This window comes from Geobacter sp. (assembly GCA_009684525.1).
Taxonomy (GTDB): domain Bacteria; phylum Desulfobacterota; class Desulfuromonadia; order Geobacterales; family DSM-12255; genus Geoanaerobacter.
This window is the reverse complement of the sequence record WKKR01000002.1, coordinates 741801-758184: the sequence shown is the minus strand read 5'-3', so window position 1 is coordinate 758184 and position 16384 is coordinate 741801. Positions and strand designations below refer to the sequence as shown.

The following is a 16384-nucleotide window of genomic DNA, read 5'->3' as shown; positions in this document are numbered from 1 at the left end:
ACAATGCTTCATTAGAATCAAACGACGAGACAGTACCCCGCAGCAGCTCTGACAATTTCATTTTACTTTTCCACTCTACACTGAAGTACAGGGAAGAGTCAGTTCATCGGCAAAGGCGCCTCAAGGCCAAACTTGGGGCGCCTTTTTTCATGCCCCGGACAAAAACATCGGTGGTCCACGGATGAGTGGTCACGAAAGGAGATTCACAATGAGACAGATCGCTATCTACGGTAAAGGCGGCATCGGCAAATCGACCACGACCCAGAATACGGTGGCAGGACTTGCATCAATCGGCAAAAAGGTCATGATCGTCGGCTGCGATCCCAAGGCGGACTCCACCCGCCTGATCCTTCACGCCAAGGCACAGAACACGGTCATGGACCTGGTGCGGGAACTGGGGACAGTCGAAGATCTGGAATTGGATGATGTCATGAAGGTCGGCTACGGCAACGTCAAGTGCGTCGAGTCCGGCGGCCCGGAGCCGGGTGTCGGCTGCGCCGGCCGGGGCGTCATCACCGCCATCAACTTCCTCGAAGAGAACGGCGCCTACACCCCGGACCTTGATTTCGTCTTTTACGACGTCCTCGGCGACGTCGTCTGCGGTGGCTTTGCCATGCCGATCCGCGAAGGGAAAGCAGAAGAGATCTACATCGTCTGCTCCGGCGAGATGATGGCCATGTATGCCGCCAACAACATAGCCAAGGGTATCCTCAAGTACGCCTCCTCCGGCAAGGTCCGCCTCGGCGGCCTCATCTGCAACTCCCGCAACACGGACCGTGAAGACGAACTGATCGAGGCGCTGGCCAAGCGGCTCGGCACCCAGATGATCCACTTTGTTCCCCGCGACAACCAGGTGCAGCGGGCCGAACTTCGCCGCATGACGGTCATCGAGTACTCGCCGGACCACAAGCAGGCCGAAGAGTACCGGACCCTGGCAAAGAAGATCTCCGAGAACAAGATGCTGGTGGTGCCGACCCCTCTGGAAATGGAAGAGCTGGAAGAACTCCTCATGGAGTTCGGCATCATGGAGGTGGAGGATGAGACCATCGTCGGCAAAGCCGAGGGGGTAGCTTAGAGTGACGAACGCTTTGGGGCCATCTCTGTGCCGGCTATCGGATTTTCGTTGTGCGGCGTAGCGCTGCTACGCCTCCGCCGAAATCCTCACCCGACCCAGACCTGACCGCAAAATCGTTCGCCAGTGGGTTTTTAAAAACATATAGGAGTGCGGATTTTTCGTCCTGGCAAGGCTGTCGAGGGGCCGGGCGGAGGCGTAGCAGCGCTACGCCGCACAACTGGCTCCGAAGACTTACGCAGCCAGGGCGGAAAAGCCACGCTCCTCAGGAGAGAGATATGTCAATAACGACTGTAGAAGGTATCACCAAAGAGTCGACCCAGGAGATGATCGACAAGGTCCTGGATGCCTATCCCGAGAAAGGGAAGAAGAAACGGACCCCTCACCTTGCCCCTAACGACCAGGCATCAGGCTCGGCCTGCGTCAAATCCAACAAGAAGACGGTGCCCGGCGTCATGTCCGCCCGCGGCTGCGCCTATGCCGGCGCCAAAGGGGTCGTCTGGGGCCCCATCCGCGACATGGTCCACGTCTCCCATGGCCCGGTAGGGTGCGGCTGGTACTCCTGGGGGACCCGGCGCAACCTGGTCACCGGCAGGCTGGGGGTCGACCAGTTCGCCATGCAGTTCACCTCCGACTTCCAGGAAAAGGACATCGTCTACGGCGGCGACAAGAAGCTGAAGCAGCTTTTGGGAGAGGCCAAGGAGCTTTTTCCCCTTGCCAAGGGAATCTCGATCCTTTCCGAATGCCCGGTTGGTCTCATCGGCGACGACATCAACTCGGTAGCCAAGCAGAGCGCCAAGGAACTGGACCTCCCGATTATCCCCTGCAACTGCGAAGGGTTCCGCGGGGTTTCCCAGTCCCTGGGGCACCACATCAGTAACGACACCATCCGCGACTACATCATCGAGACACGCGAGTTTGCCGAGCCGATCGGACCATACGACATCGCGTTGATCGGCGAATACAACATCGGCGGCGACGCCTGGTCGACCAAGCCGCTCCTGGAAGAGTGCGGGTTCAACGTCAAGGCGGTCTGGACCGGTGACGGCGAACTGGAGAAGATCGCAGCCACCCACCAGGTGAAGCTCAATGTCATCCACTGCTACCGCTCCATGAACTACATGTGCAAGGTAATGGAAGAGAAGTACGGCATCCCCTGGATCGAACTGAACTTCTTCGGCCCCACCAAGATCAAGCAGAGCCTGCGCAAGCTGGCTGAATTGTTCGACGACTCCATCAAGGAGAAGGTGGAAGCGGTCATCGCCAAGTACGATCCGCAGATGCAGACGGTGATCGAAGAATACCGTGCCCGGCTGGAAGGGAAAAAGGTCATGCTCTACGTGGGTGGTCTCCGCCCCCGCCACACCATCGGCGCCTACGAGGACCTGGGCATGATCTGCGTCGGCTCCGGTTACGAGTTCGCCCATACGGACGACTATGACCGAACCGCATCGGAGATGCCCGATGCCACCGTGGTCTATGACGACGCCTCCGAGTTCGAGATGGAACAGTTCGCTCACGTGCTGAAGCCCGACCTGGTCGGTTCCGGCATCAAGGAGAAGTACCTGTTCCAGAAGATGGGAATCCCCTTCCGCCAGATGCACAGTTGGGACTACTCCGGCCCCTACCACGGCTACAAAGGGTTCCCGATCTTTGCCAGAGACATCGACATGGCGATCAACAGCCCAACGTGGGATCTGGTGAAAAGCCCGTTCTAATCACCACGGAGACACGGAGTAAAGCAGAGAACGGCAACACGGTGTTTTTGTTTAACCCAAAATGTTTTGTGGTTCTAGATTCTCTCCGTGCCTCCGTGTCTCTGTGGTGAACAAATCATATTAATCTACCGTGGACGGATGAGTCCCGGAGAGGAGATACACCATGGCTAACAATTTAGGATTAGCAGTCAAGCCGGTCACCGAGACCACCCAGGAAGAACTGGACCGGGTCGCGGCCTGGATCAACACGGAAGAGTACAAAGAACTGAATTTCAAACGGGAGGCACTGGTAGTAGCACCTCCCCACGCCTGCCAGCCGCTGGGCGCCGAGCTTGTGGCCCATGCCTTCGAGGGGTCACTTCCGTTCGTACACGGCTCGCAGGGATGCGCCTCCTACTACCGCTCAACCCTGAACCGCCACTTCCGCGAGCCGGCACCGGCAGTATCCGACTCCATGACCGAAGACGGCGCCGTGTTCGGCGGCCAGAACAACCTGCACGAGGGGCTGGAGAACGCCATCGCCCTCTACAAGCCGAAGATGATCCCGGTCTTCACCTCCTGCATGCCGGAGATCATTGGCGACGACCTCACCGCCTTCATCAAGAACGCCCGCGGCAAAGGGATCGTCCCGGAAGGGATGCCGGTCCCCTATGCCAACACCCCGAGCTTCAACGGCTCCCACGTCCACGGCTACGATTCCATGCTGCTCTCCATCCTGCAGACCCTGACGGAAGGGAAGAAGCTGGAGGGGCGCTGTACCGGGAAGATCAACCTCGTCCCCGGCTTCGATGCCAACACCGGCAATTTCCGCGAGTACAAGCGGATCTTCGACGAGTTCGGCATCCCCTACACCATTCTCGGCGACATCTCCGACGTCTTCGATTCGCCCCTGGACGGCACCTACCGCATGTATCCCGGCGGCACCAAGCTGGAAGATGCTGCGGACTCCATCAACGGCAAGGCGACCATCAGTGTCGGCCCCTTCTCCGCTGCCAAGACCTTCTCCTGGCTAAAGGACAACTACTCCGGCAAGCATGTGGCCCTGCCCATGCCCCTGGGAATAGCCAAGACCGATGCCTTCCTGATGAAGATCGCCGAGCTTTCCGGCAAGCCGGTCCCCGAGAGCCTGAAGAGCGAACGTGGCCGGGCGGTGGATGCCATGACCGACTCCCATCAGTATATTCACGGCAAGAAATTCGCCCTCTACGGCGATCCTGACCAGCTCATCGGCTATGTCTCCTTCCTTCTGGAGATGGGGGCCATGCCCTGCCACATCCTCTGCAGCAAAGGGAGCAAAAAGGTGCAGAAGGAGATCCAGACCCTCCTGGATGCATCCATGTATGGCAAGCTGGGCAAGATCTACATGGGGAAAGACCTCTGGCACTTGCGCAGCCTGGTCATGACCGAGCCGGTGGACGCCATCATCGGCGACACCCATGCCAAGTTCATCTCTCGTGACGCCGGGATCCCGCTCTTCCGTTTCGGCTTCCCGATCTTCGACCGGGTCAACCTGCACCGCTCACCCCTCATCGGCTACCAAGGGGTGATCAACATGGTCACCGAGATCTGCAACAAGTTCATCGACATCACCGACAACACCTGCGACGACCGGCATTTCGAGATGATGCGGTAAGCGCAACAGCCGGGAACGGCAACGGCTGAAAAGGAAAGGGCGCTTCTCGTCACAGGGAGGCGCCCTTTTGTTGTCGCGGTTGGAGTTCCAGGTTGCGCCGGCGGGCCGCTGCCATATCGGGATGCTGTAGGAGATATCTCCCAGCATCCTCATTGACACCCGTTCATCCAGGGGTATCATTCATGCAGGTATCTCTCCTCCCATCCTGCCGATATTGTGAGCAAAACGCTGCAATCGGGAGCGATATGCGCGAAGGAAACGCCAAGATTCTTCGAACAGGTGCTCTGGCAGTTGCTGGGGCGGTTTCCCTGATCCTGTTCTCCATGCTGCAGAAGAAGATCATGGGGGTTGAGATAACCTTTACCCCGCGGGCACTGGTCGTCCCGATCTTCTTCGGCGGGAGCAGCGGTCTTCTGATAGGGATCTGGCAAGAGCGCTTGCGCACTGCCATGCGACTCCTGGCTGCAAGCGAGGAGCGCTACCGGACCGTCACCGATTTCGCCAGCGATTTTACCTTCCTCATGACGCCGGACAAAACCCTCCGCTATGTCTCTCCCTCCGCGCAGCGGGTCACCGGCTATGACGCCTCGGAATTCGCCGCAAACCCAGGTCTGTTCGATACGATCATGCATCCGGAAGACGCCGGGATCTGGCAGGAACACCGGAAACACCACAACGAGCATGGCGACTTCAAGGAGATCCACGCCCGGATCGTTGCCAAAAACGGAGAAATCCGCTGGATCAAGCACGTATGCCGGCCGGTTGTCAACGAGCAAGGGGAGTACCTCGGCACCCGCGGCAGCTACAGCGACATCAGCGACATCATTCGCGCCCAGCAGGAAATAGTCGCTCTAAACCAGACCCTGGAGGCCAAGGTGGCCGAGCGCACGGCATCGCTCGAAGAGGCAACCTATGAGCTGACCGTCTTGAACGAGAATCTCCAGGCGCAGAGGAACGCCCTGGAGCGCGCCAACCAGGAACTCGAAGCCTTCAGCTACTCGGTATCCCATGACCTGCGCGCCCCCTTGCGACACATAAACAGCTACAGCAACCTGCTTGTGGACAATTTTGCCAGCCTCAGCGAGGAAGGGCAGGCGTACGTGCAGAGAATCTGCCGCGCCACACACCGCATGGAAGGGCTCATCGATGCATTGCTCCAATTTTCCCGAGTAGCCCGGGCACAGATCGTGGCTGAGGAGGTCGATCTCTCCGGGCTTGCCCAGACTGCCCTGTCCATGCTTTCCGAGTCCGATCCGGAGAGATCCGTATCGATTCGGATTGCCGAAGGGCTGCGTGCCCGTGGCGACAGGCGGCTCCTCGAAATCGTTCTCCAGAACCTGCTCGGCAACGCGTGGAAGTACACGGTCAAGAGGGAAGACGCGCTGATAGCATTCGACCGGACCCAGATCGACGGGAGATCATGGTTCCTTGTCCGGGACAATGGGACAGGTTTTGACATGAAATATGCTGAAAAGCTTTTCCAGCCATTCCAGAGGCTGCACGGCCAGGAATACGACGGAACCGGCATCGGCCTTGCCACCGTGAAACGGATCATCGAGCGGCATGGCGGAGAAATCCGGGCTGAAGGTCGCATCGATGCCGGAGCTTCGTTCTTCTTCCACTTAGGCAATAACTGAACACCATACAGACCCCGAAGTCAGGCTCCGGAAGCTTTCTCAGACCCCTCACATCAAAGCACGACAATCTGCAGGGACATGACGCCAATCGGTGACGCTGTTCTGGGCCGGCTTTTTGCAGGGTTTCCAGTGCAGGATATCCCGCATCCCGTAATCAGGAGGAACAGATGCAGCGCGCCCGGATCGGCAGCACTGTAACCGTCCAGTATGTCGGCACCCTCGCCAACGGCAGGATCTTCGACAGCACCACCGACGAAGAGCCGCTCACGTTCACCATTGGTGCCAATCAGGTCTTTCCCGCTCTGGAGCAGGCAGTGGACGGCATGGCAGCCGGCGAAGTGCGCAATATCGTTGTCGCTGCCGCAGATGCCTTTGGTCCCCGCCTGCAGGAGAACATCATCAGGGTCGAACGCTCCCGCCTCCCCGCTGAAAAAGAGATCAGGGTTGGGCAAAAACTCGGCATCCAGTTCGCCGGCGGTCAGGAACGGGTCATGCTGGTGACCGAAGTCGACGAGAATCAGGTCACACTCGATGGGAACCATCCCCTTGCAGGGCTCGACCTGACCTTCGCGCTGAGGCTTGATGGCATAACCGAGCCGTCATGAATCAACTGCTTCCATGCAAAGTTAGTTGACATTATGTTGTAAGCAACTAATCTATTCCCACAGCATTTTTTTCAGCTGCTGCCCCACAGGAGAAACCTCTCCGACTCTCAGGCTATTGGAGCGGCACATGATAGTGTCCTTTCTCCTTCACCTTGTATCCCTGCTCGCATTCCTACTCGTCATCGTTGCCGGAGCAACGCCTTGCTGCGCTCACTTTGCGCAACCCCATTCCGTCAGGGTGGTGATGGACGACAACTATCCTCCGTACGTGTTCCATGGCGCCAAAGGTGAGATCCAGGGGATACTTGTCGATCAATGGCGGCTCTGGGAAGAGAAAACCGGCATCCAGGTCGAGCTGCATGCCATGAACTGGGCCGAGGCCCAACAGCGCATGATGGAAGGGGAATTTGATGTCATCGACACGATCTTCCGCAATGAAAATCGCGAGAAGATTTACGATTTCACCCCTCCATACGCAATCATTCCCGTGCCGCTCTTTTTCCATGCAGACATCACGGGCATTCGCGGCGTTACCGACCTCCAGGGCTTCACTGTTGCCGCCAAGGCAGGGGGTAATGTCCTCAGCATCCTCAGGAAAAACGGCATCACCAACATTGTCGAATATCCCAGCTACGAAAAGATCATCGAGGCGGCCCGTGCCGGCAAGATCAAGGTCTTTACCGTAGACCGGCCGCCCGCCCTCTATTATCTCAACAAACTGGGCATCCAGGACCGTTTCCGCGAGACCGCGCCCATGTACAGCGGAGAACTTCACCGGGCTGTGGCCAAGGGAAACCGGGAACTGCTGCAGGTAGTGAAGGACGGCTTTGCCACCATCACACCGGCAGAGTACCAGGCCATTGAACGGAAATGGAATGGGCACGCAATTCTCGAAACCACACCCCTGAAGTACCTCCTTCTGCTCGGCGTCGTGGCAATGGTCATCATCGTCGTCCTCGCATTCTGGAACCGCGCCCTCCGGCGAGCCGTTACCAGCCGGACAGCGGAACTGGCCGACCGACAAAAGCTGCTCTCCACCATCCTCGACAGCTCACCTGCGGCCATCGCCATCACGCGGCTCGGCGACGGCACCTTTCTCTCGGTCAACGCCACCTTTGAAAAGCTGTTCGGCTATTCGAACAGCGAACTCATCGGCAACACCTCCCTCAGCCTCGACATTTACTCGCCCGATGACCGGGAACGGCTCGTGGCCCCGGTCCGGGAGCAGGGGGCCGCCCGCAACATCGAGCTTGCCCTGCGTTGCAAAGATGGAACCCTGATGCAGACCTATACCTCGGCAGTCCCGTTCATCTATGAAGGCCAGGAGTGCATGCTGAACAATGTCGTCGACGTGACCGAAAAAAAGGCCATCGAACGGGAACTGGCCCTGCGCGAGGAAGAATTACGGGTGATCTTCGACACCTCCCAGGCCGGAATCCTGCTCGTCGACCCCAAGGGAGTGATTACCCTTGCCAACGAGCGTATGGCCGTCATGTTTGGCTACCCCCTGACCGAGCTGATCGGCTCACACTACCCCGACCACGTACATCCGGCCGAGCGCGACACCGGGGACAGCCGGATGCAGATGCTCATTTCCGGAGAGATCGACAATGTCAACACCGAGCGGCGCTTCGTCCGCAAGGACGGATCCGACTTCTGGGGCTACCTGAGCGGCAGGCGCCATGTCGATCGGGACGGCACTTTCATCTCCCTGGTGGGGGTCATTGCCGACATAACCGAACGCAAGCAGGCGGAAACGCTTTTGCGGGAATCGGAAGACAAATTCCGCTCCATCTTCGACCATGCCATCGATGGTATCCTGATTGCGGATATTGAACAGAGGAAGATTATCGAGGCCAACAGGACCGCCTGCCTGATGCTCGGCTATGAACATGACGAACTGCTGGGGCTTAACATCGAGCAGATGCATCCGCCGGAGCATCTCCAGGAAACCTTGGACCTTTTCGACCGCATCGTGCGTAAGGAAGTTACGTCTGCCGAGGATGTGCTGGTGCAGAGAAAAGACGGATCGGCATTCTATGCCGATATCAATGCCGCCCATCTGATCATGGGAGGGCAGTCGTGCATTGCCGGGACGTTCAGAGACACCACCGAGCGGAGAAAGACCAGGGAGGCCCTCCTGGAGAGCGAAAACCGCTACCGCTCGCTGATACAGCAGGCCGCTGCCTGGATCTGGTCGACGGACGACCAGATCAGACACACCTATTCGAACCGCTATGTTGAGGGATTGCTGGGATACCAGGTCGAGGAATTCCTGGCCATGAACCTGTTCGACCTGATCCATCCGGACGACCACGATTCGGTCAGGAAGGTTATAGCCCGCGCCAAGCGCAACGGCAACAGCTGGCACGGAATGCTCCTGCGCTGGCGCCACCGGGACGGAAGCTGGCGCTACATGGAATCAAGCGGCGGACCGGTCTTCGACGCCAGCGGTCGATTCAGCGGCCTGAATGGGGTGGACATCGACGTGACGGCCCGCATCAATCTCCAGGAGGAACGGGACAAGAGCCAGCGGCTGGAATCGCTCGGCGTCCTTGCCGGCGGTATCGCCCACGACTTCAACAACATTCTTACCGGCATTCTGGGGAATGTCTCCTTTGCCCGGATGCTGATCGGCGAAGACCACGCAGCATTCCTGCGTCTGGCCGATTGCGAGAAGGCGGCCCAGCGGGCAAGCGAACTGACCCGACAGCTCTTGACCTTTTCCCGGGGCGGAGAGCCGGTCAGGAAGGCGGTCGACACCCAACAGCTCATTACCGAGTGCCTCTCCTTTGTCCTGCGCGGTGCAAACGTGAAAGGCGAGGTGGACTTCCTCCCGGACACGTGGTGGAGCGATGTCGATGCAGGCCAGATGAGCCAGGTGATCAACAATCTGCTGATCAACGCCAAGCAGGCCATGCCCGAAGGGGGCACAGTCACGGTAAAGACCGAGAATGTGGTTGTCCACGAAAGTGATCCGTTACCGGTCCAGGCGGGGAGGTATATCAGGGTTACCATCATTGACCGGGGAGCCGGCATCCCTGCGGAGCTTCTGCCGCGGATATTCGACCCCTATTTTACCACCAAATCCCAGGGGAGCGGCCTTGGCCTGGCTTCGGTCTATTCGATCCTGAAACGGCACGGCGGCATGGTGACGGCCTCCTCCAAGATAGGCGAAGGAAGCGCATTTACCCTGCTGATACCTGCCGTAAAGGCCCAGACAAAGGAAATACCGGATAACGAACCGGTAATTCCCTCACCGACGGGGCATGGCAAGATTCTGGTAATGGACGACGAAGAGATGATACGGACCCTTGCCGTATCCATGCTCAAGACGCTGGGATATCAGGCCGAATCCTGCGCCGACGGCCGGGAGGCCGTGGCACGCCATGCCGCTGCCCTTGAAAGGGGAGCCCCCTTTGACGCCATCCTGCTTGACCTCACCGTTCCGGGCGGCATGGGTGGCAAGGAGGCGGCACAACTGATCCATGCCCGGGACCCAAAGGTCGCCATGGTCGTTTCCAGCGGCTATTCAAGCGATACGGTGATTGCGGACTACCAGGATCACGGCTTTTCGGGCGCCGTCATTAAACCCTATACCATGCAGAGAATGGCTGCCGAACTGGCCAGGGTGCTGCGGAAGCAGGGAGATTGACGAAGCGGGGAGGTGGAATGGACAGGGCCCGGAATCTGATTAACGGAGAGACGCGATAACGCCCTTGACAGCTGCCACGCTCACGCGAGGGTGAACCAGAACGACGCCCCCTTCCCCACATCGCTCTCAGCCCAGATGACCCCGCCATGGCGATGGATGATCCGCTGTACGGTTGCCAGGCCGATGCCGGTCCCCTCGAACCTGTCCGAAGCGTGAAACCGTTGAAAGGCACTGAACAGTTTATCGGCACGTGAGGTATCGAATCCGGCACCGTTGTCGCTTACGCAGAAGGCCATCCCTTCCCATGACGGCGCCACGGAAAAGTTGATGACCGCCGGATCGACATCACGGGTATATTTCCACGCATTGCCCAGCAGGTTCTGCAGGACCGACCGCATCATCATGGGATCGGCGTCCGCCACAATCCCCTCGTCGATGTTACAGCGGACGTTACGTCCGGAATCCCCCTCGCAGAGTTCACAGCAGATCTCCCTGGCAAGGGCGGACAGGTCGACGGTCTGGCGATTCAGTTCGACGGAACTGAGGTGGGCAAGCTGCAGCAATGCATCGATCAGGCTCTCCATCTTGCCGCAGGCCCGTTCGATCCGTTCCGCATAGCCCCTGGCCCCCCCGGCAGCATCGTCGGGGCAATCGTCGAGCAGCAGCCGGGTGAAGCCGATCATGTTCCTGAGAGGCGCCCGCAGGTCGTGGGAAACCGAATAGCTGAATGACTCCAGCTCTTTGTTGACGGCCTCAAGCTGGGCGGTACGCTCGGCAACGCGCTGCTCCAGCTCGGCATTCAGCGTTCTGATTTCCTCTTCGGCCCGCTTCCGGGCAGTGATGTCCTGGGCAATGCCGAGAAAACCGGTGATGGCCTCGTCCTCGCCGCGGATGGCAGTGATCACCAGCTCAACCAGAAGACAGCTCCCATCCTTGCAGCAATAGGTCCATTCCCGTTTTTCCGCCCCCTCGTGGACGACACTCTCCATGAACATCTGAAAACCGGAAACGTCGACACCATATCGCTCGCCCACTTCCCTGGCGTGGGCCTCTAGCTCCTCATGGAGATGGAAGACGAGGGGGGTTGCCTGGCCGACCAGCTCATCGGCGCCATACCCCAGCATGTTTTCGGCACCACGATTGAAAAGGGTAATGATACCGTCACAGGAGGTCGCAATGATGGCGACCTGCGTGGCAGAGTCCATGACCGCCTGAAGATAGGCGTTAAGCGCGGTGAGAGATTTCTTGGCGTCTTCCAGCTCCTTGAGCCGAGCCTTAAGCTCGGGATAGTAGCTCTTATGCGCCGAATGTTCCCCCAGCCCGATGATCCGGTCCCGCAGATCATTCCAGTCCGGCGGCTGATCAGAGCGCTGCCGCATAAATAGCCTCAATCTCCTTGACCGTCGGGCGGCGCGGATTGGTTACCATACAGGCATCGAGCAGCGCTTTCTGTGCCAGGAGCGATAACTGCTCCGGTTTCACCCCTTGGGATGCCAGCGATCCCTTGATGCCCACCGCATTCCTGAACCTGCCGATACCTTCGACCAGGGCCTCGCAGACGACGCCATCGGTGCATCCGTGAAGATCGAACCCCAGTGCCTGGCCAATCTCGCGGTAGCGCACGGGAGAAGAGACGTAGTTGTAGGCAACGACATGCTCAAGCAGGAAGGCGTTGCAGTCCCCGTGGGGAGAGTCGAGCAGCCCCCCCAGGCTGTGAGCCATGGCATGCACGGCGCCGAGGCTTGCATTGGAGAAGGCAAGGCCGGCCTGGGTGCTGGCAAACATCATCCCGTTACGGGCGGTTATGGATTTCGGATCGTCAATGGCGGCAAGCAGATGGAAGGCAACGGAACGCACCGCCTGGAGAGCGTGAATATCGGTAAAGGGCGAACTGGCATTGGATACATACGCCTCTATCGCATGGGTCAGGGCATCCATGCCGGTGCAGGCGGTCAAATCGCGATCCATGGTAGTCGTGAGCATCGGGTCGATGAGAGCCAGATCGGGGACCACCGATTTGCTGACAATGGCGATCTTCCTCTGCCCCTCGGTATCGGTGATGATGGCGAACTGGGAGACGTCGGCTGCGGAACCGGCAGTAGAAGGGATGCAGATAAGAGGCGGCATCGGCTGGGGAACCTGATCGACCCCTTCGTAATCGAGGATATGCCCCCCGTTAGAGCAGACGATGCCGATACCCTTGGCACAATCCATGGGGCTCCCGCCACCGACTGCTACGATGCCGTCGCACCCCGCACCGCGGTACTGCTCGACACCAGCCATGATCTCGTAATCTTTGGGATTGGACGTGACAGCGACAAACGGCACGCCTACGATACCTGCCGCGTGCAAACTGTCCAGAACCCGGCCCAGCCAGCCGACCGACTCGACGCCCGGATCGCTTACGACGAGAACCGTGCTGAGACCGAGTCGTCCGGCATATTGGCCGGTCAGGCGATGGGCATCCACCCCGTAGATGATTTCCGGAACCACATATTTGCGCAACGCCCTAAAGTTTTCCATCGTTCCCTGTCCCATGGCAGCTGCCGGTTTCCTGAATTACTGCACTATGTTACATTGTATCAGCCAGGAGCTTATGCCGCAAATTTCGTCAGCCCCTGGCAAACCGCGACAATGATGATTATAGTTACCCCATGGAGTGGCACAGCGAAGGCAGCGCACCCGATACAGTCTGGCAGGAAGTCGCCCCGGGCCGACCGGAAGCCGGCCATGGAGCATTGAGCGAAGCGCAGGCCAACAGCCTGGCCCTGGTCCTTTTGTCGCGGTCGATCCCCTGCCAGCTCGAACAAGACGACAGGGGCTGGCATCTCCTTGTGCCGACGGTCGTCAGCGCCGCAGCCCGCGAGGAGCTCCACCTCTACTGGGCCGAGAACAGCAACTGGCCTCCCCCATCACCACCGTCCCGCCCCTTGGTGGAGAATACCCTCGCCACCCTGTCGGTCCTGCTCCTGCTCGCCGCTTTCCACAACATCACCCTCCTCGACATCTCGCTCCCCATCAGACAGCACATCGACTGGCTGGCACTCGGGAGTGCCGATGCCGCAAAAATCCGGGCGGGTGAGTGGTGGCGACTGGTAACAGCCCTTACCCTCCACGCCGACTGGCTGCACCTGCTCAGCAACCTGGCAATCGGCGGCATCTTCACCGTCCAGCTCTGCCGCGAACTCGGCTCGGGCCTTGCCTGGAGCCTTCTCCTTGGTTCCGGCGCCCTCGGCAACCTTGCCAATGCCTGGATTCACCCCCCCAGTCATAGTTCGGTGGGAGCCTCCACGGTGGTTTTCGGCGCCGTCGGTATCCTGGCGGCGCTCACCCTGGTCCGCAACCGGCACCAGCTGCAGAGGCGCTGGCCCCTTCCCGTCGCAGCCGCCCTAGCCCTGCTGGCGCTGCTGGGAACGCAGGGGGAGCGGACCGACCTGGGGGCACACCTGTTCGGCCTGCTCTCCGGCACCGGTCTCGGTCTCGTGACCGAACTCCTGCTCGGCCGATTCGGTCGACCCGGCCGCGGCTTGGATGCGCTGCTGGCGGCTGCAAGTGCCGCGATTGTGGTTATGGCATGGTGGGCTGCTTTGGCAAGCGGCTGAGCATCTTCCCGTCATCGCGGTAGAACGGGCAGGAACGGCGCACCGCAGACACCGCGTTACTGGACGATCCCACAGGCGACCCCCCCCTTGCCCTTGCCCCTGGCTTCGGTATAGAGCTTCTTCGCCCGAGCCACAAGCTTTTCCAGCGTCATGTTCGGCATCAGACACGAAACCACGCCGATATTGTACGAAATGGCATGCTCTTCCCCTCTGTTCACCGAGGCGATCGCATTCTTAATCTTGCTGACGGCATCGTTGGCCGCGCTGATGTTCGTCGAGGGGAGAAACAGGACGAATTCCGCCCCGCCGAGCCGAGCGAACTTGTCGGTCTTTCGCAGTTGAGCGGAGATGGCCGATACCATTGCCGCAAGCAGGGTATCGCCGGCCACGTACCCTTTGGACCTGTTGACCTCCTTGAACCCTTCCAGCCCCAGGTAGACCAGGGAGAACCACTCCTTGCCCCGGTTCATGAGAGCGATGTCGTTCGTCACGTATTCATTAAAGGTGGTCACGTTGAGAATGCCGGTCAGTTGGTCCCTTTTGGCGCTGAAGAGCTGGTGGTCGTACAGCACCCTGATCCTGGAGACGATGACCGAAAACGACAGGTAATAGCCGATGTTGGTCAACATCACCCACAACACGTGATCCCGTGTATAGATGTCGTTGGCATAGAACCAGGCAAAGGCACAGATGATCGAGAACATGAGCGCGTACAGGGTCTCGAAAAACCAGGCCATAATGCTGATGGGAATGAGATAGAACAGGGCCAGAGAGTAGTCGGTGCCAACCCGCACATCTACAATTGACATCACCAGCGTCAGGACAACGGCAATGGCGAGGATGGTCCCCTTCTTCTGCCGTTCCAGGTACCGGAACATCTGGATTACGAAACTCTGCTGCATCATCACGTCATCTCCGGTCAGTCCGGGTCATCAGGAATCTCCCAGGGTAAAATAAAACGTAGCGCCCCCGCCAACAGAGGCCTTTGCCCAGATCCTGCCATGATGACGGTCGATAATCCTCTCCACCGTGGCGAGGCCGATCCCCATGCCGGGGAATTCGTCCTCCCGGTGCAGCCGCTGGAAAGGGACAAAGAGCTTCTCTGCAAAGTCCATGTCGAACCCCGCCCCATTGTCCCGGACGAAAAAGACCCGTTGGCCATGCTGTTCGGTAACACCGAACTCGATCCGCGTCCCGGTCGTCTGGCCGGTATACTTGAGGGCATTGCCGACCAGGTTTTCGATACAGACCTCGATCAATGCAGGATCGGCAACCGCAACGACATCGGGAGCTATAGCCAGTGCAACCTGCCGGTCCGGATGCTCAGCCAGTTTGCAGGCAATCTTCTGCCGCACTATCCCGCTCAGGTCCACCGGCTGCAGCGACAGTTCGACCTTGGACAACCTGCTCAGCATCAGTATTGCATCGACCACCCCCTGCAACTGCCCGCTGGCCACACTGATCCGTTCGGCCAGGAAACGGGCCTCGCCGGCAGAAAGAGTCTCATCGGTCAAGGCTTTGCTGAATCCGATCAGGCGTGCGATCGGTGCTCGCAGTTCGTGCGTCACTGCATAGGAAAAACTGGCCAGTTCCTCGTTGATCCTTCCCAGTTCGAGGGTGCGCTCTGTCACCAGGTGTTCGAGGTTTTCGTTAAGGATCTTGATATCGCGATCCTGCTGCCTGCGCAAGGTTATATCCTGCGACGTCCCGAACAGGATCAGTTCGTCCGGCCTCCCCCCTTCCAGGCACCGGCAGACCTCGTGGACCCAGCGGACCGTGCCGTCCTTCCTGACTATCCTGAATTCGGCCGCATGGGTATCGCAGGGGGCAAGTCGCATCAATCCCTCGCTGATCCGTGCCACATCGTCGGGATAGACGATCTGCAGCCAGCACCCTTTGGCGGCAATCTCCTCCGGGGTATAGCCGGTAATCGTCTCGATGGCCCCCCCCAGCCACACAACACGGTAGGGATCGTTGCCACGGCGGCTGCAGGAATAGACATAATCCGAGGTCAGGGCGGAGAAGAGCCGGTAACGTTCCTCGCTCTCCCGCAGTGACCTCTCCATCTGTTTTCGTTCGGTGATATCGTGCATGATGCAGATGGTCAGTCCGGAACCGGTTGCCGCAAACTCGACAGTCCTCGTGCTGCCGTCCTTCCGGCGGATCACCAGTTCGCGGAGAACCGGGAAACCGGCGGCACGGTCGTCTTCGAAAAGGGCGCGGGCCGCTTCGTGCCCATCGGGAAAGATCCGGTGGTACCATTCGTCCTGGAGACCGATCTCCTGCCGCTCGTAACCGGTAAGCTCCTCTGCGGCCCTGTTCAGATAGACACGCTCCCCATCGATGAATACCGCGGCGATCGGCATGTTCTCGACGATAGTGCGGAGAGTATCGCTCCCCAGTCTGGCAATGTCTGGCACCGGCAGGTCCATCATGACTCCCTGATTCATGGCCGGTAACGG

At 59.2% G+C, this 16384-nt stretch carries 11 protein-coding genes; 7 read left to right on the top strand and 4 right to left on the bottom strand.

Features of this window, described 5'->3' with window-relative positions:
• Positions 1-208 precede the first annotated feature (208 nt).
• From nifH to GJT30_09545, 6 genes are all read left to right on the top strand, one after another.
• A complete protein-coding gene (nifH, locus tag GJT30_09570; protein MSM39851.1) occupies positions 209-1075 on the top strand; it encodes a nitrogenase iron protein in 867 nt (288 codons plus the stop codon).
• A gap of 275 nt (positions 1076-1350) precedes the next feature.
• Complete coding sequence (gene nifD / locus GJT30_09565) at positions 1351-2790, top strand: nitrogenase molybdenum-iron protein alpha chain (protein ID MSM39850.1); 1440 nt, start codon at positions 1351-1353, stop codon at positions 2788-2790.
• 163 nt (positions 2791-2953) lie between these two features.
• The gene (gene nifK, locus GJT30_09560) at positions 2954-4423 is read left to right on the top strand and encodes a nitrogenase molybdenum-iron protein subunit beta (GenBank protein MSM39849.1); all 1470 of its coding nucleotides are present in this window, start codon (positions 2954-2956) and stop codon (positions 4421-4423) included.
• A gap of 182 nt (positions 4424-4605) precedes the next feature.
• Positions 4606-6060 carry a PAS domain-containing protein gene (locus GJT30_09555; GenBank protein MSM39848.1) on the top strand — a complete coding sequence of 485 codons (1455 nt, stop codon included), beginning with the start codon at positions 4606-4608 and terminating at the stop codon, positions 6058-6060.
• 167 nt (positions 6061-6227) lie between these two features.
• Positions 6228-6665: a peptidylprolyl isomerase gene (locus GJT30_09550; protein MSM39847.1), complete on the top strand. Its 438-nt coding sequence runs from the start codon at positions 6228-6230 to the stop codon at positions 6663-6665.
• A gap of 127 nt (positions 6666-6792) precedes the next feature.
• Positions 6793-10320, top strand: a complete 3528-nt coding sequence (locus GJT30_09545) for a PAS domain S-box protein (protein MSM39846.1) — start codon at positions 6793-6795, stop codon at positions 10318-10320.
• 80 nt (positions 10321-10400) lie between these two features.
• On the opposite strand, the gene GJT30_09540 is transcribed toward GJT30_09545, so the two are convergent.
• Complete coding sequence (locus tag GJT30_09540) at positions 10401-11699, bottom strand: PAS domain S-box protein (GenBank protein ID MSM39845.1); 1299 nt, start codon at positions 11697-11699, stop codon at positions 10401-10403.
• Positions 11683-12843: an iron-containing alcohol dehydrogenase gene (locus GJT30_09535; protein ID MSM39844.1), complete on the bottom strand. Its 1161-nt coding sequence runs from the start codon at positions 12841-12843 to the stop codon at positions 11683-11685. Before GJT30_09535 ends, GJT30_09540 begins: the two co-directional genes overlap by 17 nt.
• Positions 12844-12974: 131 nt before the next feature.
• Between GJT30_09535 and GJT30_09530 the strand changes: the two genes are divergently transcribed.
• On the top strand, positions 12975-13922 hold the full coding sequence (locus GJT30_09530; protein ID MSM39843.1) for a rhomboid family intramembrane serine protease: 948 nt from the start codon (positions 12975-12977) through the stop codon (positions 13920-13922).
• Positions 13923-13978: 56 nt separating this feature from the next.
• On the opposite strand, the gene GJT30_09525 is transcribed toward GJT30_09530, so the two are convergent.
• Both GJT30_09525 and GJT30_09520 read right to left on the bottom strand, forming a co-directional pair.
• Complete coding sequence (locus tag GJT30_09525; GenBank protein MSM39842.1) at positions 13979-14830, bottom strand: diguanylate cyclase; 852 nt, start codon at positions 14828-14830, stop codon at positions 13979-13981.
• Between the two features lie 24 nt (positions 14831-14854).
• On the bottom strand, positions 14855-16372 hold the full coding sequence (locus GJT30_09520; GenBank protein MSM39841.1) for a PAS domain S-box protein: 1518 nt from the start codon (positions 16370-16372) through the stop codon (positions 14855-14857).
• Positions 16373-16384: the final 12 nt, after the last annotated feature.